This is a genomic window from Leucobacter faecis (assembly GCF_054456695.2).
Window position 1 is genome coordinate 302,318 of sequence record NZ_JBTJER020000003.1, and the last position, 26,086, is coordinate 328,403.

The following is a 26,086-nucleotide window of genomic DNA, read 5'->3' on the forward strand; positions in this document are numbered from 1 at the left end:
ATCCCGCGGGAGCTTGTTCCCCTTCGTCATCCTGCGGGAGCTTGCGACTCGCAGGATCCATGCGCTGGATGCTGCGACTCGTTCCTCGCGCAGCATGACGGGGAGGGAAGTCGCGCAGCATGACGGGGAGGGAAGTCGCGCAGCATGACGGGGAGGGAGGCCGCGCAGCATGACGGGGAGGGAGGCCGCGCAGCATGACACGGGGAAGCACACACAGGCACGAGGGGTAAACTCGCGGGGTGAGTACTCCCGAGATTCTGACCCCGTACGAAGACCTGCTGCGCGAGGTTCTCGAGCACGGCACCCCCAAGTCTGACCGCACCGGCACTGGCACGCGGAGCCTCTTCGGGCGACAGATTCGGTTCGACCTCGCAGAGTCCTTTCCGCTCATCACGACGAAACGCGTGCACTTTAAGTCGGTCGCGGTCGAACTACTGTGGTTCTTGCGCGGCGAGAGCAATGTCTCGTACCTGCGCGACAACGGCGTGACGATCTGGGACGAGTGGGCAGACGCGCAGGGCGACCTGGGCCCCGTATACGGGGTGCAGTGGCGCTCCTGGCCGACCCCCGCGGGTGAGCACATCGACCAGATCTCACAGGTGATCGAACAGATCCGCTCGAACCCCGATTCGCGCAGACTTATCGTGTCGGCCTGGAACGTCGCGGAGCTCGACCAGATGGCGCTCGCCCCCTGCCACGCGTTCTTCCAGTTTTACGTCGCTGACGGCAAACTCTCGTGCCAGCTATACCAGCGGTCGGCCGACATGTTTCTCGGTGTGCCCTTCAACATCGCCTCGTACGCGATGCTCACCCTCATGGTGGCGCAGCAGACCGGGCTCGAGCCTGGCGAGTTCGTGTGGACTGGCGGTGATTGCCACATCTACAACAATCACATTGAGCAGGTAGAGCGTCAGCTTGCCCGCGATGCGTTCCCGTACCCGAACCTGAAGATCACGCAGCGAGATTCGATCTTCGACTACGAGCTCGCGGACTTCGAGGTCGTCGGTTACGAACATCATCCCGGCATCAAAGCGCCGGTAGCGGTATAAGAGAGAGCGCGACAGGTGGCACGCACGAGGCTGGGTCTGATCTGGGCGGAGGCCCGCGGCGGTGTTATCGGTAAGGCCGGCACGATGCCCTGGCACCTTCCCGAAGACCTCGCACACTTCAAACGCACAACAATGGGTGCGCCCGTCATTATGGGACGCCGCACTTGGGAGTCGCTGCCAGGCTCCGTGCGCCCGCTGCCGGGGCGCCAAAACATCGTGGTCACGCGCAACAGTGCGTACGAAGCGCCCGGAGCCACTGTTGTGGCATCTGTCGAAGCGGGGCTGCGAGCCGCAGACGCGGCAAGCGACGGCGTCGCTGATCCGGTGATCTGGAACATCGGGGGAGCCGAGCTATTTGGTGCGTCCATCGCGGCGGCGACCGAGCTGGTCGTGACACGCATCGAGGCCGACATTGAGGGCGGCGATACTTATGCCCCCGCGATCGGCGAGGGCTGGCAGCTCGCCACGCGCGGCGAGCTCACCCGCTCGGTAACGGGCCTCGAGTTCCGGATCGAGCGCTGGCTGCTGTCCGGCTGAGCCCAGAATGGCATCGGGATCCGGAGCCTGGGCAGGAACACGCCGCGCGTACGGTAGCCTAGACGGGTGGCAACTCATGAGAACCCCTTCGGACAGGTACTGGTAGCGCTCGTTACGCCTTTTCAGGCTGACGGTGAGGTTGATTGGGCTGCCACCGAGAAGCATATAGACGAGTGCATTCGTAACGGTGCCGACGGCATCGTAGTGACGGGCACCACAGGAGAAACCAGCACGCTCACCGACCCCGAGAAGCTCAAGCTCGTCGAGGTCGCGAAGTCGGTTTCGGGTGGCCGCGCGAAGATCATCACGGGCGGTGGCTCAAACGAGACCGCACACGCGATTGAGCTGTACAAAGCGAGCGAGAAGGCTGGCGCAGACGGTGTCATGATCGTCACGCCCTACTACAACAAGCCGACCCAGGCGGGTCTACTGACGCACTTCCGCATGGTGGCAGACGCCACCGACCTGCCGGTCATCTTGTACGACATTCCGGGCCGCACCGGTGTGCCGATTGAGTACGAGACGATTCTGCGCCTCGCGAAGCACCCGAACATTCTGGCCGTCAAGGACGCGAAGGGTGATTTCAGCCAGGTCAGCCGTGTGCTCAACCAGACTGACCTCATGTACTTCTCGGGTGACGACGCGAACGTGCTGCCGCACCTCGCGATCGGAGCTACGGGCCTCATCGGTGTCACCGCGAACGTCGCTGCTGCACCCTACCGCGCGATCATCGACGCGGTGAACGCGGGCGATCTGCATACAGCACGCAAGGTGCACCAGCAGCTCGAACCGCTCGTGCGTGCGGTGATGACGCACGTTCCCGGCACTGTTGCCGCAAAATACATTCTTCACGGCCTCGGCCGTATTGGCAGCCCCCGGGTACGGCTGCCCCTCGTAGGCCCCGAAGAGTGGGAGGCCGCCCTCATTGAGGACGAGCTCGCGCTCATCAAGGACGTTCCGGGCGTCGACCTTTCAAACTTCAGGCCGGACCGCAATGCGGCTGCCGGCGGTGCCCTGCCCCAGATTGCAGGCACCACCCGCTAATAAACAGGAGGCCCCGTGCCCAACCCCCCTTACGCCCCTCCCGCTCTCGCGAAGGGCGCACTCCGCATCACTCCGCTGGGTGGTCTCGGAGAAGTAGGCCGCAACATGACGGTCTACGAGATCAACGGCAAGTTGCTGATCGTCGACTGTGGTGTGCTGTTTCCTGAGGAGCACCAGCCAGGCGTCGACCTCATTTTGCCTGACATCTCGAAGATTGAGCACCGGCTCAGCGACATTGTGGCGGTCGTGCTGACCCACGGCCACGAAGACCACATTGGTGCCGTGCCGTACCTGCTCAAGATGCGCGAAGATATTCCGCTCGTCGGTTCGAAGCTGACCCTCGCGTTTGTTGAGGCGAAGCTCAAGGAACACCGCATTCGCCCGAAGACTCACGTGGTGCGCGAAGACGAACACGCTAAGTACGGCCCGTTTGACCTTGAGTTCATCGCGGTGAACCACTCGATTCCCGACGCGCTTGCGGTCGCGATTCGTACCGAGGCTGGGCTGGTGATTGGCACTGGCGACTTCAAGATGGACCAGCTGCCGCTTGACGGCCGTATCACCGACCTGCGCGCGTTCGCGCGGCTCGGCGAAGAGGGCGTCGACCTCTTCATGACCGACTCCACGAACGCCGATGTGCCCGGGTTCACCTCTCCCGAGAAGAACATCGGACCCGTCATCGAACAGGTGATCTCGAAGACGCGCGGCAAGGTCGTAGTGGCGAGCTTCTCGAGCCACGTGCACCGCGTGCAGCAGGTGCTTGACGCAGCCTACGCGAACGGTCGCCGCGTCGTGCTGCTCGGCCGCTCGATGGTGCGCAACATGAAGATTGCTGCCGATCTGGGGTACCTGACGGTGCCCGAGGGCGTTATCGTCGATCTGAAGAAGAGCGGTGACATTCCCGACCACCGCATCGTCTACATGTCGACCGGTTCACAGGGCGAGCCGATGGCGGTGCTCAGCCGCATGGTGAACCGCGAGCACCAGATCGAGGTCGGCGAAGACGACACCGTGATTCTTGCTTCGAGCCTGATCCCAGGTAACGAGACCAGCGTTTACCGCATCATCGACGGGCTCATCAAGCTCGGCGCAAACGTGGTGCACAAGGGCAACGCTAAGGTTCACGTTTCGGGCCACGCTTCGGCTGGCGAGCTGCTGTACTGCTACAACATTGTGCGCCCCAAGAACGTGATGCCGATTCACGGTGAACACCGCATGCTGGTCGCTAACGCAGCGCTCGCAATCGAAACCGGTGTGCCGCAGAACCGCACCGTGATCGCTGAAAATGGCACTGTTGTCGACCTAGTTGACGGCGTGGCACGTGAAGTGGGCCAGCTCGAGATCGATTACATCTACGTAGACGGCAAGAGCGTTGGTCGTGTCACTGACGACGATCTGCGTGACCGTCGCACGATGGCAGAAGAAGGCTTCATCTCGGTCGTGACCGTGGTTGAGACCACGCTCGGCCAGATCGTCTCGGGCCCCGAGATTCACGCCCGCGGCGTAGCAGAAGATGCCCGTGTGTACGACAAGATCAAGCCACAGATCGCTAAGGCGCTCGAAGATGCCATGAATGACGGTGTCACCGATCGCCGTGGCCTGCAGCAGGTCGTGCGTCGCACCGTTGGCCGGTGGGTCGGCACGAAGCTGCGCCGCAAGGCAATGATCGTTCCCGTCGTGGTGGTGGTGTAACGAGTGACCCGGATTCCCGGTACGGCCGGGGGCGTAAAGCCGAGCGACGTGATTGCTCGGCTTGCGACCCCGGCTGAGGTCGTTTCGTGGGATGCGCTTATCGCGCAGAACCCTGGCGGCGGCGAAGTATGGATGGGTGAGAGTTACCTTGCCCTGAAACGCGACGAGGGCCGATACCTCGATCGACGCGTGATCGTCGAACGACCGGGGCGGCCTCCCATCGCGGTCGGTGTGCTGGCGAAGCGTGTGCCGCTGCTCGGTGAGTGGTGGCACCTGCCGGCTGGTCCGGCTGGCGAAGACGTCGAATCGGTGATGGAGGCGGCTGAGGCGGTCGGCCGTCTTGCCCGTGCGCGGGGCGCATTCCTGGTGAAGATCGAGCCGCGGCTCGCGGTCGCGGCGTACCCGACTGCGGCAGGCGCGATCCGGAGCCGCGGTTTCATCGATACCGTACGCGTGATTCCGAATCCCTCCACCGTGCTCGTGAGCGTGGCCACTGACGCCGAACCCGGCACAGAACAGGCCGATAAGGAGCTGCTCGCGAGCCTCGGTAAGAAGGCACGCAACGCGATCAACCGTGCCGCTCGTGACGGCATCGTCGTGACCCGCGCAGCCGCGACCGATGAGGACTGCGCCGCGCTCTACCGGCTGCTGCAGGAGACCGCCGAGGGGCGGTTCGTGCTGCGCAGCGAACGGTACTACCGCGAATTCTGGCAGCGCTTTCAGCGCAGCGGTGACGGGCAAGTATTTCTTGCGCACCGTGATGGCGAGCTCGTAGCCGGCGCATTTGCGATGGGCCTCGGGCAGAAAACCACCTATAAAGACGGTGCGTCGGTGCGCGCAAAATCGGGCTACGGTGCATCGCATGCGCTGCAGTGGGAGGTGCTGCGCTGGGCGAACCAGCGGGGCGCATCGCTGCACGACCTGTGCGGCGCGCCACCCGCGAACCGCGCAGACGACAAAGCCCACCCGCTGCACGGTGTCGGCCAGTTTAAGCGGTCGTTTTCGGCCGAGATCACCGACTACCCCGGCGCATTTGACCTGCCGCTTAGGCCGCGGGCCTACGCGCTGTGGACGAAGCTCGGTGACCGCGTGATGCGCAGGCTGTCGCTCGCGCGCTGGAAGGATCCCTACTACTAATGGCCGCAGGAATCATGCGCGCGAGCGCGCTCATGGCCTCGGGCACGATGGTGTCACGCGTGCTCGGCCTCGCAAAGGCCATGTTGCTTGCATACGCGATCGGCTCGGTCGGCTCGGTGTCTGCCGACGCCTTCGCGAACGGCAACCTGCTCCCCAATACGATCTACATGATCTTGATGGGTGGCGTGTTGAACGCCGTGCTCGTGCCGCAGATCGTGAAGGCGGCGCACGGAAGCGACGGGGGCGCTGGCTACATCAACAAGGTGCTCACGCTCGTGACGGTGGCGCTGATCGGCGTCACAATGCTCGCGATGCTGGCGGCACCCTGGATCGTGCGCGTCACCGTGCAGGGCTGGTCAGACGACCAGTTAGCGCTCGCAACGGCTTTTGCGTACTGGTGCATTCCACAGGTCATTTTCTACGGCGTTTACACGGTCATGGGGGAGGTGCTCAACGCGAAGAGCATCTTTGGGCCCTTCACGTGGGCGCCCGTGTTAAACAATGTGATTGCGATCGCTGGCATCGTCGTTTTCATCGTCATGTTTGGCGCCGACGGCACCGGCACCCGCACCGTGCTCGACTGGAGCGTGCTCTCGATCGGCGTGCTCGCGGGCAGTGCAACCATTGGCATCGTTGCGCAGGCGCTCATCTTGTTTGTGTCGTGGAAGAAGGCTGGTATTCGGTACCGCCCCGACTTCCAGTGGAAGGGCGTGGGGCTCGGCCAAACGGCCAGGCTCGCGGGCTGGACCCTCGCGATGGTGCTCGTCATGCAGCTGGGCGGTATCGTCACGAACCGTATCGTGTCGATGGGCACAGGCGAAGGGCCCTCGACGAGCGCGATGCAAAACGTGTGGCTGATCTTCATGATGCCGCACTCAGTGATCGCGGTATCGCTCGCCACGGCCTACTTCACGCGGCTCGCCGAATGGGGCCAGACGGGGCGCATGCGTGAGTTCGTCGAAGATTTCTCGGCTTCGACCCGTCAGATCGCGCTCGTCATGATGTACGCGGCGGTGGCTATTTTCGCGGCTGCGCCGTTCATCTCGCGCATCATCAACTTTGGTGCGACTGACCTGCAGGTCGACCAGTTCGCGCTCGCGCTGCAGGCCTATTCCATTAGCCTCGCGGGCTACAGCTTTTTGTTTATTGTGCAGCGCGCCTTTTACGCGCTGTCAGATACGCGCACGCCATTCGTGTTCACGAGCGTTCAGATGGGCGTCGTGATCGCACTGTCGCTCGTCTTGCCGTTCGTCGTGCCTCCCGCCATGATCGGCGCGGGTTTCGCGCTCGTCTGGTCGATCGCGACGCTGCTCCAAGCGCTGCTCGCCACCTGGCTGCTGCGCCGCAAGATCGGGTCGATCGACGGCCGACGAATCGCGCAGAGCCTCGTCAAGTTCGTGCTGGCCGCGATACCCGCTGTGCTCATTGGGCTCGTTGCGACGTGGCTCTTGAACGCCTCTGTTGCCCATGTTGGCGCGCTCCTCGCCGTTGTCTTCGCCACGGTCGTTGCCCTGGTCGTCGGGGCTGGGTACGCGGTCGCATTGCGCGCGTTGCGCTCACCCGAACTCGCAGAACTCACGGGCTTTCTTGCCCGTAAACTCGGAAGGAATTCTTCGTGACTCTCACTGTGACCCCCTGCACGGATCGCGCCCACTGGGACGCGACCGTGAAACGCTTAGGCGGGCATCCGCTGCAGCTGTGGGGCTGGGGCGAGCTCAAGAGCGCGCACCGGTGGAGTGCCGAACGCGTGCTCGTCACCGACGCCGCAGGCGAGACCGTTGGCGCCTGCCAGCTCCTCACGCGCAAGCTGCCCGCGCCTCTGGGCGGTTTCGTGTACGCGCCTCGCGGCCCGGTGCTGGCCCGGGATTTGGGCGATCCGGATCGCCCAGCGCAGTCACCCGCGCCGGGGGCGGTAGCTGACGCCATTGCACAGTATGTGCGTGGCTCGCGCCGCGCGGTTGCTGTCTCGGTTGAGCCCGACGAAGACGATGGGGCGTTCGCGCTCACTGCGTCGTGGCGCGAGGCACAGACCCCCGTGCTGCCAGCGCGCACGCTCATTCTTGACCTGCGCAAGGACGAAGATGCGCTGATCGCCGACATGACGAAGAAGCACCGGCAGTACGTGCGCAAGTCGGGGCGCGAAGAGTCGCTCGAGATTCGCAAGGTCGAAACTCTCGCGCAGCTCGACGAGTGCCTCGAGGTGTATCACGCAACGAGCGAGCGCGCCGATTTCGGGCTGCATGAAGACTCGTATTACCGCGACGCATTCACGATGCTCGGCGACGACAGCCCGGTGTGGGCCGCGTACGTCGACGGTAAGGTTGTCGCCTTTTTGTTCATGGCGAAGAGCGATCGCACCGCGTTCGAACTCTACGGTGGTATGAACGAGGTGGGTCAGAAACTGCGCGCCAACTACGCGCTCAAGTGGCACGTGATTCGCGAGATGAAGCAGCTGGGCATCACCCGGTATGACTTTGGTGGGCTCATCAACGACGGTGTCACGACCTTTAAGAAGGGCTGGGCCTCGCACGAGAACCTGCTGGCGGGGTCGTGGGATCGCCCGGGGCCCGGGTACACAGCCTGGACGCGTGGCCTGCCGCTCGCCAAACGGGTGGTCCGAGCGCTTCGCCGCAGATAGCGCTTCAGGCAGTCGCTGGCTGCGCGAAAGAGGCGCGTGTTTACGCGGTTCTCGGAGCGTCAGCTAGCGAATGTCGGAGGTCGAACGTACCCTCGAATTATGGCCAATAAATCTTCGTCGCGCGCAAAATCGGGAAAGAGCACCCCGGGGTCGTCTCGCGCGCGTGCTGGCGGCGGCCAAGAGAAGACCCGCGTGCTTGCGCAGCCGGCCGATACCGAAAGCGGTTTTGTGCGGGCGTGGCAAGCTCTCGCGCACGGCGTGGGCGGCGCGGCGCGGGTGTTTCGGGCAGAACCGCTTGACCCGGCAGACCGCCGCGACGGGATCCCGTTGTTTCTCGTGTTGCTCGCTATCGCGGGCGCTGTCATCGAGTGGTTTCTTATTGCTAACCCCGTCGCGGTGCAACTGGATGCCTGGTCATTTGGGGGTCTTTTTGGGCGCGTAGCATTTGGATTTCCGATCATCATGATCGCGTTCGCGATGTGGCTGTTTAATAATCCGTCTAGCATTAACGACAACAGGCGCATTGCTATCGGACTGTTTCTCGCGATTATGAGTGTCTCGGGCATCACCCATATCTACGGTGGGCTACCGCAACCACAAGACGGAATGCCTGCGCTCGCTGAAGCAGGGGGACTGCTGGGGTGGATGGTGGGCACCCCGCTCTACGCGCTCACCATCTGGGTCGCCGTGCCGGTGCTCTCGATCGTGCTGTTGCTGTCTGTGCTGATCGTGACGAAGACGCCACCGAGCCGCATTGGGCGGCGCCTGAAAGAGGCGTACGCCTTTCTCTTTGGGGTGGTAGAGACCGAAGAACCAGCCCCCGGAACCGACGCGCCTGCGCAGCGGGGCAAACGCGGCAAAGACAAGCAGACTCCGCTATTCGATCTCGCAGACCACGAAGACGACGAACCAAAGCCTGAGGCGGGGGCGATGCCGTGGTGGCGCCGCAACTCGACGGGGCGCGAGGTTGACCCCGAATACGCGGGCAACCAGGCCGCACTCGACGCGGCGCTCGCTCCAGGCAGCGCCGAAGGGGCGTTCGAGAGCGCCTTCGCAACTGATGACGTTGAGACCGAGAGCGCTTCGGAAAGCGTTACGCCCGCACCTGACACCGCTGCCGCGGCACCGACCGATGTGTTCCCCGCCGACCTGTTCGATTCGCTTGATCACGCTGAGGCCGCGGTGGCGGCCGCCGGCGCTTCTGGGGCCGCGCGTGCATCGGGGCTGGGTGATGACTCGTGGGATGACTTCGCGGGCTCAGTTGACCCTGAACCAGAGGCACCCGAACCACTTACCGCCACCACACCGTTTGTGGTCGCGCCGCCGCACGATCCGAACGCGGTCAGGGAATACCAGCTGCCCGACGAGATGACACTCGCCGCAGGGGCCGCGCCGCTCGCGCGCACCGAGGCCAACGACCAAATCACTGCCGCCATTGGGCGCGTGTTTGAAGAGTTCAAGGTTGATGCCCGAGTATCGGGTTTCTCGCGCGGCCCGACGGTGACGCAGTACGAAGTCGAGCTTGGCCCGGGCGTGAAGGTCGAGAAAGTGACGGCGCTGTCCAAGAATCTGTCGTATGCGGTGGCATCGAATGAGGTGCGCATCCTTTCGCCGATCCCCGGTAAGAGTGCGATTGGTATCGAGATTCCTAACAAGGACCGCGAGAACGTGGCCCTGGGCGACGTGCTGCGCTCGCACAGAGCCCAGCGCACGACCCACCCGATGGCTATCGGTGTGGGCAAAGACGTCAAGGGCGGGTTCGTGGTCGCGAACCTCGCGAAGATGCCGCACCTGCTCGTCGCGGGCGCAACCGGATCGGGTAAATCGAGCTTCATTAACTCGATGATCACGAGCATTTTGATGCGGGCGACGCCCGAGCAGGTGCGCATGGTGCTCGTCGACCCCAAGCGCGTCGAACTCACGGTCTACCAGGGTGTACCGCACCTGATCACCCCCATCATCACGAACCCCAAAAAGGCCGCCGAAGCGCTGCAGTGGGTCGTGAAAGAGATGGACATGCGCTACGACGATCTCGCGAGCTTCGGGTTTCGTCACATTGATGACTTCAACGAGGCCGTACGCTCGGGTAGCATCGTGCTGCCCGAGGGGAGCGAGCGTAAGCTCAAGCCCTACCCCTACTTGTTGGTCGTGGTCGACGAGCTCGCCGACCTCATGCTGGTCGCTCCGCGAGATGTCGAAGATTCGATTCAGCGCATCACCCAGCTCGCGCGCGCAGCGGGCATCCACCTCGTGCTCGCCACCCAGCGCCCCTCGGTCAATGTGGTCACCGGTGTCATCAAATCGAACGTGCCCAGCAGGTATGCCTTCGCAGTAGCCTCTGGCACCGACTCGCGCGTGATCCTAGACGAAGTGGGCGCTGAACGGCTTATCGGCCAGGGCGATGGCTTGCTTCTCTTGAACGGTGAATCGAGTCCTGTGCGTGTGCAGGGCGCGTGGGTAGGCGAGGCAGAGATCGCCGAAGTCGTCTCCCACGTCAAAGCCCAGGCGCAGCCCGAGTACCGCGCCGACGTGGCACAGGTGGTCGAGAAGAAAGAGATCGACGCCGATATCGGTGACGACCTCGAAGTGCTCCTGGCGGCGGTCGACCTTGTAGTGAGCTCGCAGTTCGGTTCGACATCGATGCTGCAGCGCAAGCTGCGGGTCGGGTTTGCGAAGGCAGGTCGACTGATGGACCTGATGGAATCGCGCGAGATTGTCGGCCCCTCAGAGGGGTCGAAGGCGCGTGACGTGCTCGTGGCGCCCGAGCAGCTGCCAGAAGTACTCGCGCGCATTAAGGGTATGCCCGCCGCGCCCGCGGCTACGCCCGTACCGACGGCTCCCGCTGCGCAGTCAGTAACCTCGGCGCAAGTTGCCTCTGCCGTCGAGCCCGACAGCCGTTACGATGACCCCGTAGCCGCCTACCAGGCAGGTCTTGAAGAAGTCGACGGCACCGACACTAGCGGCGATGAAGACGCCTGGCAGCTGACTGGCCGCGATTAAGCGCTCGTAATTACTTGCTCCCCACGCACCGGCCCAACCGAAACGAGAACCGAGTGAACGACACCGCCGCGAAACCCAGCAACTGGAACGCCCCTAACATCATCACGGCTGCGCGCATCGTCGCAACACCATTTTTTCTCTGGCTATTACTCGCCCAAGGCGGACAAAATGAAGCGCTGCGGTGGGCAAGCGCGGCTTTCTTCGTGCTCGCGATCGCGACCGATGCGTGGGACGGTCACCTCGCGCGGTCTCGTGGACTCATCACCGATCTCGGCAAACTGCTTGATCCGATCGCCGATAAGTTTCTAACTGGGGCGGCGCTTGTTGGGCTCTCGATCATCGCCGAGTTGCCCTGGTGGATCACGATCGTCGTGCTCGTGCGCGAAGTGGGCATTACGGTGCACCGGCTGATCGTCGCGCACGACGTAGTCGTGGCGGCGGCGTGGATGGGCAAGCTGAAGACCGTGGCGCAGTCAGTCGCCATCACGCTCGCGCTCGCGCCGTTCGCGCAAATCTTGGGTGACTTCGCTCCGATCGCATACTGGGCTAACGTCGTGACGATGACCATTGCGGTCGCGCTCACAGTGCTCAGTGGTATTGATTACATCATCGCGTTCGCTCGCTCAAGCGGAGCCAAGCGTGGCTGAGACAGTACTCGCGCACACCATTGTTGCTCGTGCTCGTATGATTGGTGCGCGCATTGCGGTGGCCGAATCGCTCTCGGGCGGGCTGGTAACCGATGCGATCGTGAGCGTGCCCGGCGCTTCGAGTGTCTTCTCAGGCGGCATTGTGGCCTACGACACCGAACTGAAACACACGCTGCTGGGGGTTGAAGCGGCACTGTTGCGTGAAGCGGGACCGGTTGACGAGCGTGTTGCGCAGCAGATGGCGCGAGGTGTGCGCAGCGCCTGCGCAGTGGACGGTAACCCTGCCCTCGTTGGGGTCGCGACGACGGGTGTCGCGGGCCCCGACGCAGACTGGGCGACTGGACAGCCGCCGGGCACAGTATGGATCGGGGTGAGCTCGCCAGCGAGCGAGCGAGCTGAGTTATTCATGTTCGAGGGCGATCGCGCTGCGATCCGGGAGGCGACAGTGGCGGCCGCGCTTGCGATGCTGAGCGAAGAGCTCGGTCGCCTTGCCAGTTGAAGCAACCTGCGATGGCCCTGTAATAATTGAGAACTTGAGTCGACTCCACTCAGGTTCAGCGAAGTTTCAGGAATAGAGGCGGTAGGCTCTCGGTTACCTCTAGTGGCGCAGAAAATACGCCGCTCGGTTGGGGGATTCTCGGCTGAAACAGGTATGGTTATTGCACTAACTGCTGTTGTGCAAGTGAGGGAGGGTTCACATGGTGCTGATGCGTCAAGAGATCGGCGACGTACTACGTGACTTCCGGTTGCAGAAGGGTCGTACCCTGCGGCAGGTGGCCGGTGAAGCGAGTGTAGCGCTTGGTTACCTCAGTGAGGTGGAGCGCGGGCAGAAAGAGGCCTCGAGTGAAATTCTCGCGGCGGTCGCAGACGCGCTCGAAACTCCCCTCTCGGTCATTATGGGCGAAGTGAGTGAGCGCCTTGCTGTCGTTGAGGGCCTCTCGCTGCCCATGGCAGGGCGCGTGCCCGACACTGTGCCGGCTGATTTTGTGGCGGGCTTTGCGCCCGAGCTCGTTTCTTAACCAGAGCTAGTTCGAACGTGAGGATCAGCGAGTTTCGCCGGGCCTGCGCGGCCGAGTTTGGTGAAGACTATGCGGCAGTGCTGCTGCGGGATCACTGGTTGCGTGCGCTCGGGGCGACCGCCCAAGAAGCGCTGGCTGCCGGGGTAGATGCGAGGGTGGTCTGGGAGTCGCTCTGCGCCGACCTTGACGTACCCGAAGCGCGCAGGCATGGCCGCGGGTTGAAGTCTGCGCCGAGGTAGGGCGATGTAGGTGCCCGGGATCGTTGATGTGCGACACGCCGAGCCGTCCTCGAAGATTCGTTCGATAGGTGGTAGCTTCGTCCACAGGGCGTCTAGCTAACGCGTTATGCACAGCTTCGGCTCGGGGGCTTCCCGATGTCGGTGGTTGGTCATAACGTGTGAGACATCGACACCTAATGCCTTGTCGGCCGCATGCGGCATCGACAGTCGGTAGGCAGCAACCACGCGGCGACGCCGCTCACGAGTGAGGACACATCATGGCAGCACCCAAAGATCGCGAGAAGGCTCTCGAAGCAGCTCTCGCCCAGATCGATAAGAACTTTGGCAAGGGCGCGATCATGCGCATGGGCAGCGCTGAGCGCGCGCCGGTAGAGGTTATTCCGACCGGTTCGGTAGCGCTCGACGTCGCGCTCGGAATAGGCGGGTTGCCGCGGGGCCGCATCATTGAGATCTATGGCCCTGAGTCGTCGGGTAAGACCACGCTCACGCTGCACGCAATCGCCAACGCGCAGCGCGCCGGTGGTATCGCGGCGTTCATCGATGCCGAGCATGCGCTAGACCCCGAGTACGCCCAGAAGCTCGGCGTAGACATCGACGCGTTGCTCGTAGCGCAGCCCGACACGGGCGAGCAAGCGCTCGAGATCGCCGACATGCTCATTCGTTCGGGTTCGGTCGACCTTGTAGTGATTGACTCCGTCGCAGCGCTGGTGCCTAAGGCTGAGATCGATGGTGATATGGGTGACAGCCACGTGGGTCTGCAGGCCCGCCTCATGTCGCAAGCGCTGCGCAAGATCACCGGCAGCTTGAATGCAACGAAGACCACTTGCATCTTTATCAACCAGCTGCGCGAGAAGGTCGGCGTGTTCTTCGGTAGCCCCGAGACCACGTCGGGTGGTAAGGCGCTCAAGTTCTATGCCTCGGTGCGACTCGATATTCGACGCATTCAGACACTCAAAGAGGGTACCGACGCGGTCGGTAACCGTACCCGCGTGAAGGTCGTCAAGAACAAGATGGCGCCGCCGTTCAAGCAGGCCGAGTTTGACATCCTGTACGGCAAGGGCATCTCCCGTGAGGGCTCGCTCATCGACTATGGCGTCGAGCACGGCTTCATTAAGAAGAGCGGCGCGTGGTTTACGTACGAGGGTGACCAGCTTGGTCAGGGCATGGAGAATGCCCGCAGGTTCCTCATCAATAACCCCGAGATGGCGCTCGAGATTGAAGAGAAGATTCTCACCAAGCTTGGCGTGAATGGTCGTACCGTGGAACAGGCGCCGACCGACGCAAAAGCCGGCGAGGCCAAGGCAGCCGAGGCCAAGGCGGGCGACGCGAAAGCTGGCACGAAAGCCGACGTGAAGGCCGACGCGAAGGCCGACGCGAAGGCCCCTGCGGCTGCAAAGGCGGCACCGCAGCGGGCGAGCGCCTAGTCCCATGGCGGTTCGCTTTCTGCCGCCCCCTGAGGAGCGTGCGTCGACACCGCGAGAATCGACCGAGAACCTCGCAGAGGTGGTAGAGATGCGGTCGTGGCTTCGCGCGACCGATGCGGATGCCGCTGCGGAGGACGACGCGCCAACCTCGGATTCAGGCTCGACTGAGACTGAATCCGAGGTGCGGTCCTTGGTAGACGAGTCGCCCCGGGTGGACGAGCCGTGTGTGTCCGCGGTACCAGCCGCGATCCCTGCTGGCGTTGAGGCTGAGTGCGCTGAAGAAGTGCCTGCAGATCGTGGACCAGCGTACGATGACGCCGTACGTTTGCTGGCTCGTCGTGCCAAGTCGAGCGGTGAGCTGCGTGGCGATCTGCTGGCGCTCGATCACCCCGCCGACGAAGTCTCGCTTGTAATCGACGAGTTCATCGACAGTCACTACCTTGACGACCTCGGGCTGGCACGTGTGCAAGCAGAGAAGCTCCGCTCCTCTAAGGGTGCGAGCCGCGGTCAGATCACGCGCAAACTACGCGAGCGCAAACTTCCAGATGCGGTTATCGACGAGGTGATCGGCGAGCTCGACACTGACGAAGAGTACGCTTTGTTGCGTGAGGCAGCGGCGAAGCGCGCCGAGAAGTTGGGTGGTCTCGACCGCGCTACCGCTCAGCGTAGGCTCATCGGGTTTCTTGCTCGGCGTGGCTGGTCGGGTGAACCGGCGATGCGCGCGGTCAACGAAGCGCTCGACGGCGGTGGACTGGGCAAACGCGGGCGTAGCGGTAGTGGAGTGCGCTTCGAATAGCGCACTCCGGGTGCTGCACGCAATCCCGTGACCAGAACCTCAGCAGCCCGCCGGTAGACTGGTGCGCATGAGTTTTGCACCAACCGAAGCAGTCTTAGATCAGACCGCGATTGCGACGTCACCCGCCGCACTGCGACCCGATGGAAGCCCGCGCAGCTATTCGGTGCGCACGCTCGGCTGCCAGATGAACGTGCACGACTCCGAACGGCTTGCGGGCTCCCTCGAGGCGGCGGGCTATGTGGCCGCAGATCCGTCTGAGCGGGCAGACGTCGTCGTGATCAACACGTGCGCGGTGCGCGAGAACGCGGCCCAGAAGCTGTACGGCAACCTGGGCTACCTCGCGAGCGTGAAGCGCGAACACGAGGGCATGCAAATCGCTGTTGGCGGCTGCCTCGCGCAAAAAGATCAGGGCACCATCGTCGAGAAGGCGCCCTGGGTCGATGTGGTGTTTGGAACCCACAACATGGGGTCATTGCCGGTGCTCCTTGAGCGCGCCCGGCACAACGAAGAGGCGCAGGTCGAGATCCTTGAAGCGCTTGAGATCTTCCCCTCCACGCTTCCCACGAAGCGCGACTCAGCTTCGAGCGGTTGGGTGTCCATTTCGGTCGGCTGCAACAACACCTGCACGTTCTGCATCGTTCCCGCACTGCGTGGTAAGGAGAAAGACCGCCGCCCCGGCGACATTCTCGCAGAAGTGCAGGCCCTCGTCGACGACGGCGCCATTGAAGTCACGTTACTCGGGCAGAACGTCAACACGTACGGTGTCGAGTTCGGTGACAAGCTCGCATTTGGTAAGTTGCTGCGTGCCATGGGCGAAATTGACGGCCTTGAACGTGTGCGCTTCACAAGCCCTCACCCCGCCGCGTTTACCGATGACGTGATCGACGCAATGGCCGAAACGCACAACGTGATGCCGTCACTGCACATGCCACTGCAGTCCGGTTCAGATGCGGTACTCAAAGCGATGCGTAGGTCGTACCGTTCGAAGAAGTACCTGGGCATTCTCGATCGTGTACGCGAAAAGATGCCCGACGCTGCGATCACCACCGACATCATTGTCGGGTTTCCCGGCGAAACTGAAGAAGACTTTGAAGACACGATGCGGGTCGTTGAAGCCTCAAGGTTTCAGAGTGCATTCACCTTCCAGTACTCCATCCGCCCGGGCACACCCGCCGCTGAGATGGAGAACCAGCTGCCCAAGGAGGTCGTGCAGCGTCGATACGAACGCCTGCACGAGCTGCAGGAACAGATGTCACTGCGCGAAAACCACGCCCAGATCGGCCGCACCGTCGAGGTGTTGGTGTCGGCGGGCAGCGGCAAGAAAGACTCCGCGCAGAGCCGACTATCGGGCCGTGCCGAAGACAACCGGCTCGTGCACTTTTCGGTGCCCGAAGGGGCCGAAGAGCCGCGCCCAGGCGACGTTGTTACCGTGCAGGTGACGAGCGCGGCGCCGCACTTCTTGATCGCCGACGAGCCTGCCGGGTACCGGGTACGGCGCACGCGGGCTGGCGACGCGTGGGATCGCAGGCAGGCTGAGAGCTGCGGCGTGCCCACCCCTGCGGCCGGGGGAGCTCCTAAGGCGGTAAACCTGGGCCTCCCCACCATTCGCACGCGATGAGCGCGGTCGCGGCTCAGCCGCCGACGCTGTGGGCCGTGGTAGGTGCGACCGGCACCGGCAAGTCTGCGCTGTCGCTCGCGCTCGCCGAGCAGCTCGCGGCCGGTGGTCGCCCGGCCGAGATCGTGAACGCTGACGCGATGCAGTTCTACCGTGGCATGGACATCGGCACGGCGAAGCTGCCCGAAGCAGACCGGTGCGGGATCCCACACCACCTGTTTGACGTGCTTGATCCAACGAAAGAAGCAACGGTCGCGTGGTATCAGCCACGGGCACGCCGCGTGATCGACGAGATTCACGCGCGCGGCGCCGACGCCATTCTCGTGGGCGGATCCGGACTCTACGTATCGAGCGTGGTCTACGACTTCCAGTTTCCTCCCCGAGACGAAGCGATCAGGGCACAGCTTGAAGCCGAGGCGGCAGCGCACGGTACCGCCGCGCTGCTTGCGCGCCTCGCCGAGCTTTCGCCCGAGACGGCGGCCGCGGTAGACGCTCGTAACCCTAGGCGCGTCGTGCGGGCGCTCGAAGTCGCGCTACTTGGCGGCGATGCGCGCGTCACGTTGCCGAGCGAGCCAGAGCTGTGGCGGCCAGCCACCCGGCTCGTGAGCGTTGATTGTGAGCGAGCGGCGCTCGTAGCGCGCCTCGACGCGCGCGTGGAGCAGATGTGGGCGGCAGGTCTGATCGACGAGGTACGCGGGCTCATTCCTCGCGGCATTGAACGTGGCGTGACGGCGAGCCGCGCGATCGGCTACGCGCAGGCGCTCGGCCAGATTCAGGGGCGGCTTACCGAGGCTGACGCGATCGCCGAGACGCAGGCGCTCACGCGCAGATACGCGCGCAGACAGGTGGCATGGTTCAAACGCTACCCGGGCATCGAGCACGTGACGGGCCCAGACATTGATGCCGTGATGGGGGAGTCGCCCGCAGCCTAGCGGGGCCTGCCCCATACACTGGAGCAATGACGACGCTGCGTTTCACCAAGGGCCATGGCACGGGCAACGACTTTGTGCTCTTCACCGACCCAGACGGCGCGGTCGAGCTGACTCGCGACCGCGTGCGCGCGCTCTGCGACCGGCACACGGGAGTCGGCGCCGACGGAGTCATTCGCGCCGTGCGCAGCCGTGCGCTGCCCGAGGGCGCCGCCGTGCTCGAAGAAGAACCCGAAGCCGAGTGGTTCTTCGACGTGTGGGACGCCGATGGCACGCCGAGCCCCATGTGCGGCAACGGGATTCGCGTGTACGCCCACTACCTCATCTCTGAAGGTCTCGTGGCGCCCGAGCGCACCGACACGCTGCCCATCGGTACGAGGGCAGGTGTGCGTGACGTGCTTGCCGGGGCGTCGGGCTACACGGTCGACCTTGGCCGCTGGCGGCTCGCGGGGGAGCCCCTCGTGTCAGCTCGCGGGCTCTACGTGCCCAGGCCGGGGCTCGCGGTCGATCTCGGCGTGCGACACGTCGTCACCGCCCTCGCAAACGCGAGCGAGCTCGAAGCGGTTGACCTGACACAGTCACCCAAACTCGACACTGATGACACCGCTAACTTTGAGTTCGTGGTGCCCGACGAGCAGCTCGTGAAGAACGGGGTTGCACGCATCAAAATGCGTGTGCACGAGAGCGGCGCGGGCGAGACGCGCTCGTGCGGCACGGGCGCTGCCGCGGCAGCGCTCGCGTTTCGCCACTGGGGTGGCGCTGACATGCCGCACCACTGGGCGATCGAGGTGCCCGGCGGCAGGCTCTCGGTGCGCATGTTTCCGACGCAGGAGGGCGAGCACGTCTCGCTCAGCGGCCCGGCCGAGCTCGTCTACGCGGGCGAGATCGAGCTGCCATCCAAGTAGCTACTCGCAGCCCACCCCATCACCGTCACGGTCGAGGTGCCGGCCGTAACCTGGCTGGCCCTCGTAGACGGGCGCCGCCCCGGCCTCGCGCGCCGCGGTGCAATTCTTGAAGTACGTGTCAGCGACGGGAGGCGCGGGCGCGGGTGCTGGTTCGGGCGCGGGCGCAGGCTGCTCAGCCGGGGCCGGATCCGGGGCTTGCGAAGCCAGGAGCTTGCCCTCCAGCGCTGCTGCGAGCGAGCTTTCGACCGCGGGCTCATCGGGGCAGGCCTGAAGCACGCGCTGCATGGCGTCGCGCTCGGCCGCCGTCACCCACAACCTGTATGCGGCCTTCACCGACACCTGCTTGGCCACGTACTCGCAGCGAAACGCGCGGTTGCTGGGCAGCCAGCTCGCGGCGTCGCTATCGCCCTTCGCGCTGTTCGCCGGGCCGTCGGCCGCGTACAGGTTAATCGGGTCGTTTGCGAGGGCGACGCGCGCGTCTTGGCTGAGCTGCTGTGCACCCTTCTGCCACGCATCTGAGAGTGCCACGACATGATCGATTTGCACGGCGCGTGACGTGTCTTGACCGCGCACAAAATCGATGGTCTGGCCGGTGTACTTGTCGGCGAGCGTGCCAGAGAGCACCTTGCAGCGCCCCGACAGCGTGATGCCGGTGAGGTCGCGCTGCAGTATGTCGTTGCGCGTGTCGCAACCGTTGCGGTCGGCGTCAAACCACGGCGACCCAAACATGGCTTTGCGGTCGTACCCGGTCTTGGGCGAACGGCCCTTCACCGCGAGCGTGGCGAGCAGCTCGGCCGCGCTCCCCGCGGCGGGTGCTGTGTCGGTCTTGCTGCCGGCCCCCGCGGCGTCGCCATCAGTTGGGGGTGACGAAGGTGCTTTGACTTCGGGTGTCGTGTTCTGGGCAAGCGGTGCCTCTTCTACGACGCTCGCAGACGGGGCGTCTGTCACTGCGGGGGCTGCCTCCCCGCAGCCGGTGAGCAGAAGCCCGAGCGCCACGAAGAGGGCGGCCGCTGGGCGCACACGAGTTCGAACGGCACCGCCCGGGGTGCCGCGCTGCAAGGCGATCACGCTTGCGCGCCGTCTGTGGCGGTGGCCTCGGCGCCCTGCGCGAGCTGTGCGCCCTGCGCGGACGCCTCGGCGCGTAGCACGTGAAAGCCCTTCGAACGCGTGGCGCGCGTCACGGCGAGACCCGTGAACTCACCGGCGATCCAGCGCTGCAGCGAGTCAGCACCCAAATGTTTGGCGACTACGAGCGATGCGACGCCGCCCGGCGCAAGCCGCGGCAGCCACTGCCGCAAGATGCTGTGCAGCACCTCCTTGCCCACGCGGATCGGCGGGTTTGAGTGGATCTGCGCGAACACCACGTCAGCTGGTACCTCATCGGGCGCACTCACGTGCACGTTCGTGAGCGCGAGACTCGCGGCGTTCGCCGCGGTCAGTTCGCGCGAGCGCTCGTTCACGTCGATCGCCCAGACCTCGCGCTCGCGGTGATTGAGCGCGGCCGCGAGGGCGATGGGTCCCCAGCCGCAACCGATGTCGAGGATCGCTCCGGGGGCTGCATTTTGATCCGGATCAATATCTGCGGTCGCAGCAGCTTCGGCCGCGAGATGGGCGAGCAGAATTTGTGTGCCGCGGTCGACATGCTCGGGGCTGAAGACGCCGCCTGCGGTGGTCACGCGGCGGGGAGCGCCCGCGAGCTCCACCTCGATCTCTCGGGGTCGGTAGTCGCCAGACGGGGTTTCAGAGAAGTAGTGCTCGCTCACCTCCCCAGTATCTCAGCCCATTGATGGGTGGGGGCGCAGTGCGCGCCGTTGGCCCGCGCAGTTGGCCTGCACCGTTGGCATATGTAGCGCGATGCAGTCGACCTGCGCAGGCGTGCCGCGTAGACTGGGTGGTACATGACTAACGATAAGACTGTAGGCCACGAGCCGAACGAGCCCGCACGCGAGAACGACGCTTTTGACGCCGACTCACACGACGCGGGTGTCTTGAACGTCTCAGACGACGAGCTAGGCGATTTTGCTGCTTTTGCGCCAGGAGAGCAGGGCGATGACGCTCTTGCCCGCATCTTGCGCCGGGGTGATGGCTCGGCGAACGTGATTCGTGATCTGTCGAGCGCTCAGGCCCTCGGCAGCGACGACCATGACGCGCTGGCGAGCGCCGACGATTTGATCCGCATGGAACGTGAGGATCGTGCGTCGCTCAAGCGGGTCGTTGGGCTGTCGACCGAACTCGAAGACGTGACAGAGGTTGAGTACCGCCAGTTGCGGCTCGAGAATGTGGTGCTGATCGGCGTCTACTCTGGTAACGGCCGCGCCGGTCAAGAGGACGCCGAGAACTCGCTGCGCGAGCTCGCAGCGCTTGCCGAGACCGCAGGCGCCCGCGTGCTCGACGGGCTGCTGCAGCGGCGCGCGTTCCCCGACCCCGCCACCTACTTCGGTAAGGGCAAAGCACAAGAGCTCAAGGAGCTGGTCGCGGCGCTCGGCGCCGACACCGTCGTCGTTGACACCGAGCTGCGGCCCGGCCAGCGGCGTGCGCTTGAAGACGTGGTGAAGGTGAAAGTGATCGACCGCACGGCCGTGATTCTTGACATCTTCAGCCAGCACGCCAAGAGCCGCGAGGGCAAGGCGCAGGTTGAACTGGCACAGCTGCAGTACCTGCTGCCGCGTCTGCGCGGCTGGGGTGAGTCGATGTCGCGCCAGGCGGGCGGCCAGGTGGGCTCTGACGGAGCTGGCATGGGGTCGCGTGGCCCAGGCGAGACGAAGATGGAGCTCGACCGGCGCAAGATTCATAACCGAATGGCGAAGCTGCGCAAGGAGATCGCGGGCATGGCACCCGCGCGTGAAGCGAAGCGAGCCAACCGCAAGCGCGGTGAGGTGCCGTCGGTCGCGATCGCGGGGTACACGAACGCGGGCAAGTCGAGTCTCGTGAATAAGCTGATCGACGCACAAGAGCTCGTGCAAAACGAGCTCTTCGCCACGCTTGACACCGCGATTCGCCACGCCGAAACGTCTGACGGTCGCAGCTTCACCTACGCCGACACGGTGGGGTTTGTGCGCAATCTGCCGCACCAGCTGGTGGAGGCGTTTCGTTCGACGTTCGAGGAGGTCGGTGAGGCCGACGTCATCTTGCACGTCGTTGACGGCGCCCACCCCGATCCCGCGGCGCAGCTGCGCACCGTGCGAGAAGTGATCGCTGAGGTGCGCGCGCAGGCGATCCCCGAGATCGTGGTGTTTAACAAGTCTGACCTGATCGATGATTCGCAGCGGCTTGTGCTGCACGGGCTCGCCCCCGACGCCGTGTTCGTGTCTGCGCTCACGGGCGCAGGCCTTGACGAGCTGCGTGTGCGGGTCGATGCGGCGCTGCCCACGCCCGATCAAGAAGTCACCGTGGTGGTGCCCTACGATCGCGGGGGGCTTGTAGCCGAGATGCACGAGCGAAACCGGGTGGTCTCGACAGAGTATGTCGAGGAGGGCACCAGGGTGCACGCCTTCGTGTCGGGCGAGATGCTCGCGAAGCTCGCGCCATACCTTGCCTGAGTCGCTATAAAACTTTGTTTGTCAACCCATCCGAAGGGACAACTATGATCGGATCCACAAACAAGCCAGCGAAGCGGGGCAGGAGCCTCGCGATGGGGGTTACCGCGGCGCTTGCGGGCATGCTGCTTATCGCTGTACCAGCAGGCGCGGCGGGCGCGGTAGAAGGCTCGGAAGCAGCCGATGCCGTCACCGAAATTGAAACGCCTGCTTCACCCCCCCCGGCGGGTGGTGCGGACACTGAGCCCGCGGCAAATTCTAGCGCGGACGAAGCGCCAGAACAGACCGAAGCTGATGCACCGGTAGCGGAGGCAGCTGCTACGGACCGCAAGATTTCTGGCACTGTGAAGTTTCCGGCGGGTATGACTCTCGCCCAGAAGCGGTCGCTGAGGGTATATATCAACAAGGACGGGGCTACCTCCGCGGGAATTCGTTACATCTATGGGATGCCCGGGTTCTCCTACAATCCCACTGCGGCTGGGACAACCGCGACCTGGACCGTGTCAGGTCTGAATCGCATTAAGTACCACATCTGGGTCGACGTAGCGGCTACTGGTTACCAGAGCGCACCCCTGTACATGGGCCCGCCCAACGCAGCCACCGGCTACGACGGGCCTATTGATCTTACGAACCAGTCCTTCACTGCCCCGGTACAGGACATTAACGTCGGCAGCGTCTCAGTGACAGTGAGCGCTGAAATGTCAGTGAAGGGTGCTTACGACCTCACGCTTGTGAACCAGCAGACGGGAGCAGAGACCGATGTGCGAAACTCCGTGTTCTCGGGCGACACCGTAGGCAACGTGAACAATTCTCGGCATGATTTCAACGGATCGCCCGGAACCTACATTCTGCGTGCCAAACTCACGAACAACGGCGTGAAACTTTACTACGACGGCACCATATTTGGAACGCGCGACATCAGTGAAGCGACGCCGTTCAAGATCGAAAGGCACCAGCGCATTAAGCTGAAGCAATTTGATCTGCGTGAATTTATGGATGTTCCCGTTGACCACAAGTTCGCGGACGATATCGACTGGCTCGCCAGAGAAGGGATCACGACTGGCGTCAAGCAGGCTAACGGCACCCTGAAGTTCCTGCCGAAGGACACCGTCTCGCGTGAAGCCATGGTTGCGTTCCTGTTTAGGCTGGATCCGGAGTCAGGGTCATACAAGGTAAAAGGGAAGAGCCCGTTTACCGACGTGACGCCCAAGCACAAGTTCTACAAACAGATCATGTGGGCCTATGAGAACAAGGTGACAACCGGCACCAAACAGCTCGACGGCTCACGCAAGTTTCTGCCGGGCGATCGCATCACCCGGGAAGCCATGGCTGCGTTCATGTACCGCCAGTACAAAGCCGAGATCTCAACCAAGCCGGGCGCGAAGAAGCTCGTAGACGTTCCCAAGGGGCACAAGTTCTACAACGAGATCACCTGGATGTCGTCGAACGGCATTACAACCGGCGTGAAGCAGGCTAATGGATCGCTCGCCTTCGAACCGAAGGACCGTACATCGCGAGAGGCGACTGCCGCATTCTTGCATCGTGCAGAAATGAAGAAGTAGCTGCTACACCAGCCCGCGCGGTGACCGCGTAAATTCGGTCACCGACGCGGGCATCGCAATACCCTCATTCAAGTCGGGGGCGGGCAGCACGCCCGAGACCGTCGGGCCCAGTTCGATGACGCCGGCCCACGCAGGGCCTGCGATATCGCCCGGCTCGTCGTCGGGCATCTCCTCAGACACCCGCAGCGACCAGCGTTCGATTGGCATGGCGAGCAGCATCGTCGCGGCGAGTTCCTTGCGCGTGGAGGGCCGAGTCTCGGCGGAACGGCCGGGCAAGAGTCGATCTGTGAGGCGCCTGAGCAGAACATCACGCTGCTCCTCGGGCACCGCGGCGAACCGGCCAAAGACGACAGCACTGCGGTACCACATAGATGACTCAAACATCGACCTCGCCACCACGAGCCCCGTCGCTCGCGTGATCGACACCGACACCTCTTGTGGCAATAGCGCGCGCATCCAGCGCGATCCGGTTGAGCCGTGAATCACGAGGTGGTCGTCGAACACGCCAAACGCGGTGGGCATCGCGACGGGCTGCCCCTCGACCACGACTGCGACATGCGCGAGCACGGTCTCGCGGCAGAGCGCGTCGAACGCGGCACGCTCGGTTGTCATTTTCTCGGGCATACGGCGAGGTCGCATCGGGTGTGATGCGGGGGATGATGAGGCCATGGCAAAGTCTTTCGAGTTGAAGAGTGTAGACCTCACCCAGCCTGGCCGAACGCATCGCCTACTGGTATGCCAGAACCGTCGAAACATGACAGACCAATTATCGTTTCGGCGAGCAACTGCACCCCTTGCATAAGCTGCGGCACAGGGACCGCGCCATACCCAAACACGATGCCGCACACGGGACTGGTGCTGCCACTCACGCCGGTCGAGGTGAACTCGGCGAGAGTCTCGACGATCACGCCCCGCATGCCCAGCCGGGCTCGCACTCGCTCGGCCGCGGCTGCAGACGGCAGCGATATCACGAGGTGTAGGCCGCCTGAGCCCCCGAGCGTGCGAATGCCGTGCCCTGCAAGCTCGGCTAACACCAGTGCCCGACGGTGCTGGTATTCGCGCTTGTTGCGGGCCACCGAGCGTGCGAAGGCGCCGTCACCGATGAACTCCGCGAGCGCGATTTGCGTGTGCGCCGAGACCGTCGCCCCCATCGCCTCGCGCACGCTGAGCAGCGCGTCACGCAGGGCGCCAGCGGTGGGAAGCGCAATCATGCCGCACCGAAGTGAAGGCGACAGTATCTTGTTGAGGCTCGCAATATAGGTCACGACACCGTACGAATCGGCCGCCGCGAGCGCGGGCATCGCGGCGCCGTCATGCCGAAACTCGCTGTCGTAGTCGTCCTCAATGACGAGCACGCCATGAGCGTGCGCCCAATCCAACAGGCTGCGGCGTTCGCCCGCCGGCAGACTCCCGCCCAGCGGAAACTGATGACTCGGGGTGAGCATCAAGGCGTCGAACGGTGCCTGCTCGTAGAGCGCGGCGAGCTCAGCCTGCCGTACGCCACGCTCTGTGACAGCCAGCGGCACGAGCGCGGCGCCCGCGGCCGCAAGAGCGGCAGCACCCGCAAGGTAGCCAGGGCTCTCCACCACCACGCGTGGCGAACGGCCGAGTACACGCGCGAGCGCGAGGGCAACGATCACGAGCGCCTCAGACGTACCCGACGTGATGACTGTGTCATCGGCGTCGCAGGCGAGCCCGCGGTGCAAGCGCGTGTGCGCGGCGAGCCTGGCCCGTAGCTGCTGCGTGCCACGGGGCTCAGGTGACTCCACCGCCCACGGCATGCGGGCCGCGGCCGCCAGCGCGCGCGACCACGCCCGCGGCGGTTCGGCCGCGACGTAAGGCAGCCCAGACCGCAGATCGATCGCGGCCGCGGCCAGCTGCGGCCTGTGATCCGGATCACGCGGCTGCGCCGTGGTGCCCTGCGCCGTGTCGCCGCGTGCAGCGTGGACAAGGTGCCGAGCAGCCTCCGTGACGCGGGTGCCCGAGCCCTGCACCGTCTCGACGAGATTGTCACCGATGAGTCGCTCGTAGGCCCCGACCGCGACGGAGCGCGAGACGCCGAGGGCCGCTGCAAGCTTGCGTGTGGGCGGCAGTAAATCACCCGGTGCGAGGGCACCCGTGGCTATCGCGTCACGTACGCTGCGCGTGAGCTGCTCGGTGAGCGTGAGCGGCGAACGACGGTCGGGCACGAAGTGAGGCAGAACGTCCATCGAGCTCGCTTTCGTGTGTGGGGTGGGGTGTAACACTACGTGATGCGCCGTAATATTTCGTAGTTCATACAGTGACACAAACGAGCGGCCGGGGTGGCCGCGAGAAT

The 26,086-nt window shown here is 64.1% G+C and carries 23 protein-coding genes; 19 read left to right on the forward strand and 4 right to left on the reverse strand.

All coding sequences use genetic code 11. The features are described 5' to 3' along the window. Window positions 1–239: 239 nt before the first annotated feature. From ACXR2W_RS05070 to dapF, 17 genes are all read left to right on the forward strand, one after another. Entirely contained in the window at window positions 240–1,049 is an 810-nt protein-coding gene (locus tag ACXR2W_RS05070) for a thymidylate synthase (RefSeq protein ID WP_458814240.1), read from the forward strand. A 15-nt stretch (window positions 1,050–1,064) separates the two neighbouring features. Then, window positions 1,065–1,586 (forward strand): dihydrofolate reductase, encoded by a 522-nt coding sequence (locus ACXR2W_RS05075; protein ID WP_458814242.1) that lies wholly within the window; start codon window positions 1,065–1,067, stop codon window positions 1,584–1,586. Between the two features lie 66 nt (window positions 1,587–1,652). Beyond that, entirely contained in the window at window positions 1,653–2,630 is a 978-nt protein-coding gene (gene dapA, locus ACXR2W_RS05080) for a 4-hydroxy-tetrahydrodipicolinate synthase (RefSeq protein ID WP_458814244.1), read from the forward strand. Window positions 2,631–2,645: 15 nt separating this feature from the next. Then, window positions 2,646–4,322: a ribonuclease J gene (locus tag ACXR2W_RS05085; protein WP_458814246.1), complete on the forward strand. Its 1,677-nt coding sequence runs from the start codon at window positions 2,646–2,648 to the stop codon at window positions 4,320–4,322. Window positions 4,323–4,325: 3 nt separating this feature from the next. Beyond that, window positions 4,326–5,459, forward strand: coding sequence for a lipid II:glycine glycyltransferase FemX (locus ACXR2W_RS05090; RefSeq protein WP_458814248.1), 1,134 nt, complete (start codon window positions 4,326–4,328; stop codon window positions 5,457–5,459). Continuing rightward, window positions 5,459–7,078 carry a murein biosynthesis integral membrane protein MurJ gene (murJ, locus tag ACXR2W_RS05095; protein WP_458814250.1) on the forward strand — a complete coding sequence of 540 codons (1,620 nt, stop codon included), beginning with the start codon at window positions 5,459–5,461 and terminating at the stop codon, window positions 7,076–7,078. The genes ACXR2W_RS05090 and murJ overlap by 1 nt, the downstream gene beginning before the upstream one ends. Next, window positions 7,075–8,097 (forward strand): lipid II:glycine glycyltransferase FemX, encoded by a 1,023-nt coding sequence (locus ACXR2W_RS05100; RefSeq protein ID WP_458814252.1) that lies wholly within the window; start codon window positions 7,075–7,077, stop codon window positions 8,095–8,097. The genes murJ and ACXR2W_RS05100 overlap by 4 nt, the downstream gene beginning before the upstream one ends. A 99-nt stretch (window positions 8,098–8,196) precedes the next feature. Further along, window positions 8,197–11,097: an FtsK/SpoIIIE family DNA translocase gene (locus ACXR2W_RS05105; protein ID WP_458814254.1), complete on the forward strand. Its 2,901-nt coding sequence runs from the start codon at window positions 8,197–8,199 to the stop codon at window positions 11,095–11,097. 53 nt (window positions 11,098–11,150) lie between these two features. After that, entirely contained in the window at window positions 11,151–11,744 is a 594-nt protein-coding gene (gene pgsA / locus ACXR2W_RS05110; RefSeq protein WP_458814256.1) for a CDP-diacylglycerol--glycerol-3-phosphate 3-phosphatidyltransferase, read from the forward strand. After that, the gene (locus tag ACXR2W_RS05115) at window positions 11,737–12,243 is read left to right on the forward strand and encodes a CinA family protein (protein ID WP_458814258.1); all 507 of its coding nucleotides are present in this window, start codon (window positions 11,737–11,739) and stop codon (window positions 12,241–12,243) included. The genes pgsA and ACXR2W_RS05115 overlap by 8 nt, the downstream gene beginning before the upstream one ends. Window positions 12,244–12,442: 199 nt before the next feature. After that, the gene (locus tag ACXR2W_RS05120; protein ID WP_458814260.1) at window positions 12,443–12,763 is read left to right on the forward strand and encodes a helix-turn-helix domain-containing protein; all 321 of its coding nucleotides are present in this window, start codon (window positions 12,443–12,445) and stop codon (window positions 12,761–12,763) included. A gap of 17 nt (window positions 12,764–12,780) precedes the next feature. Next, window positions 12,781–13,002 carry a DUF3046 domain-containing protein gene (locus ACXR2W_RS05125; RefSeq protein ID WP_458814262.1) on the forward strand — a complete coding sequence of 74 codons (222 nt, stop codon included), beginning with the start codon at window positions 12,781–12,783 and terminating at the stop codon, window positions 13,000–13,002. A gap of 257 nt (window positions 13,003–13,259) precedes the next feature. Further along, a complete protein-coding gene (gene recA / locus ACXR2W_RS05130; RefSeq protein ID WP_458814264.1) occupies window positions 13,260–14,426 on the forward strand; it encodes a recombinase RecA in 1,167 nt (388 codons plus the stop codon). Between the two features lie 226 nt (window positions 14,427–14,652). Next, window positions 14,653–15,222 carry a regulatory protein RecX gene (locus tag ACXR2W_RS05135; RefSeq protein ID WP_458814266.1) on the forward strand — a complete coding sequence of 190 codons (570 nt, stop codon included), beginning with the start codon at window positions 14,653–14,655 and terminating at the stop codon, window positions 15,220–15,222. Window positions 15,223–15,289: 67 nt separating this feature from the next. Then, window positions 15,290–16,840, forward strand: coding sequence for a tRNA (N6-isopentenyl adenosine(37)-C2)-methylthiotransferase MiaB (gene miaB / locus ACXR2W_RS05140; protein ID WP_458814268.1), 1,551 nt, complete (start codon window positions 15,290–15,292; stop codon window positions 16,838–16,840). Then, a complete protein-coding gene (gene miaA / locus ACXR2W_RS05145) occupies window positions 16,837–17,769 on the forward strand; it encodes a tRNA (adenosine(37)-N6)-dimethylallyltransferase MiaA (protein ID WP_458814270.1) in 933 nt (310 codons plus the stop codon). The genes miaB and miaA overlap by 4 nt, the downstream gene beginning before the upstream one ends. 26 nt (window positions 17,770–17,795) lie before the next feature. After that, window positions 17,796–18,671 (forward strand): diaminopimelate epimerase, encoded by an 876-nt coding sequence (dapF, locus tag ACXR2W_RS05150; protein WP_458814272.1) that lies wholly within the window; start codon window positions 17,796–17,798, stop codon window positions 18,669–18,671. On the opposite strand, the gene ACXR2W_RS05155 is transcribed toward dapF, so the two are convergent. Next, entirely contained in the window at window positions 18,672–19,739 is a 1,068-nt protein-coding gene (locus tag ACXR2W_RS05155) for a GmrSD restriction endonuclease domain-containing protein (protein ID WP_458814274.1), read from the reverse strand. Then, on the reverse strand, window positions 19,736–20,434 hold the full coding sequence (locus tag ACXR2W_RS05160) for a class I SAM-dependent methyltransferase (protein ID WP_458814276.1): 699 nt from the start codon (window positions 20,432–20,434) through the stop codon (window positions 19,736–19,738). The genes ACXR2W_RS05155 and ACXR2W_RS05160 overlap by 4 nt, the downstream gene beginning before the upstream one ends. Before the next feature lie 135 nt (window positions 20,435–20,569). On the opposite strand from ACXR2W_RS05160, the gene hflX reads away from it, so the two are divergent. Together hflX and ACXR2W_RS05170 are read left to right on the forward strand one after the other, a co-directional pair. Continuing rightward, window positions 20,570–22,210 carry a GTPase HflX gene (gene hflX / locus ACXR2W_RS05165; RefSeq protein WP_458814278.1) on the forward strand — a complete coding sequence of 547 codons (1,641 nt, stop codon included), beginning with the start codon at window positions 20,570–20,572 and terminating at the stop codon, window positions 22,208–22,210. 119 nt (window positions 22,211–22,329) lie between these two features. Beyond that, entirely contained in the window at window positions 22,330–23,769 is a 1,440-nt protein-coding gene (locus tag ACXR2W_RS05170) for an S-layer homology domain-containing protein (RefSeq protein ID WP_458814280.1), read from the forward strand. Between the two features lie 3 nt (window positions 23,770–23,772). On the opposite strand, the gene ACXR2W_RS05175 is transcribed toward ACXR2W_RS05170, so the two are convergent. After that, a complete protein-coding gene (locus ACXR2W_RS05175; protein WP_489948830.1) occupies window positions 23,773–24,438 on the reverse strand; it encodes a pyridoxamine 5'-phosphate oxidase family protein in 666 nt (221 codons plus the stop codon). 32 nt (window positions 24,439–24,470) lie between these two features. Then, on the reverse strand, window positions 24,471–25,979 hold the full coding sequence (pdxR, locus tag ACXR2W_RS05180) for a MocR-like pyridoxine biosynthesis transcription factor PdxR (protein WP_458814284.1): 1,509 nt from the start codon (window positions 25,977–25,979) through the stop codon (window positions 24,471–24,473). Window positions 25,980–26,086 lie beyond the last annotated feature (107 nt).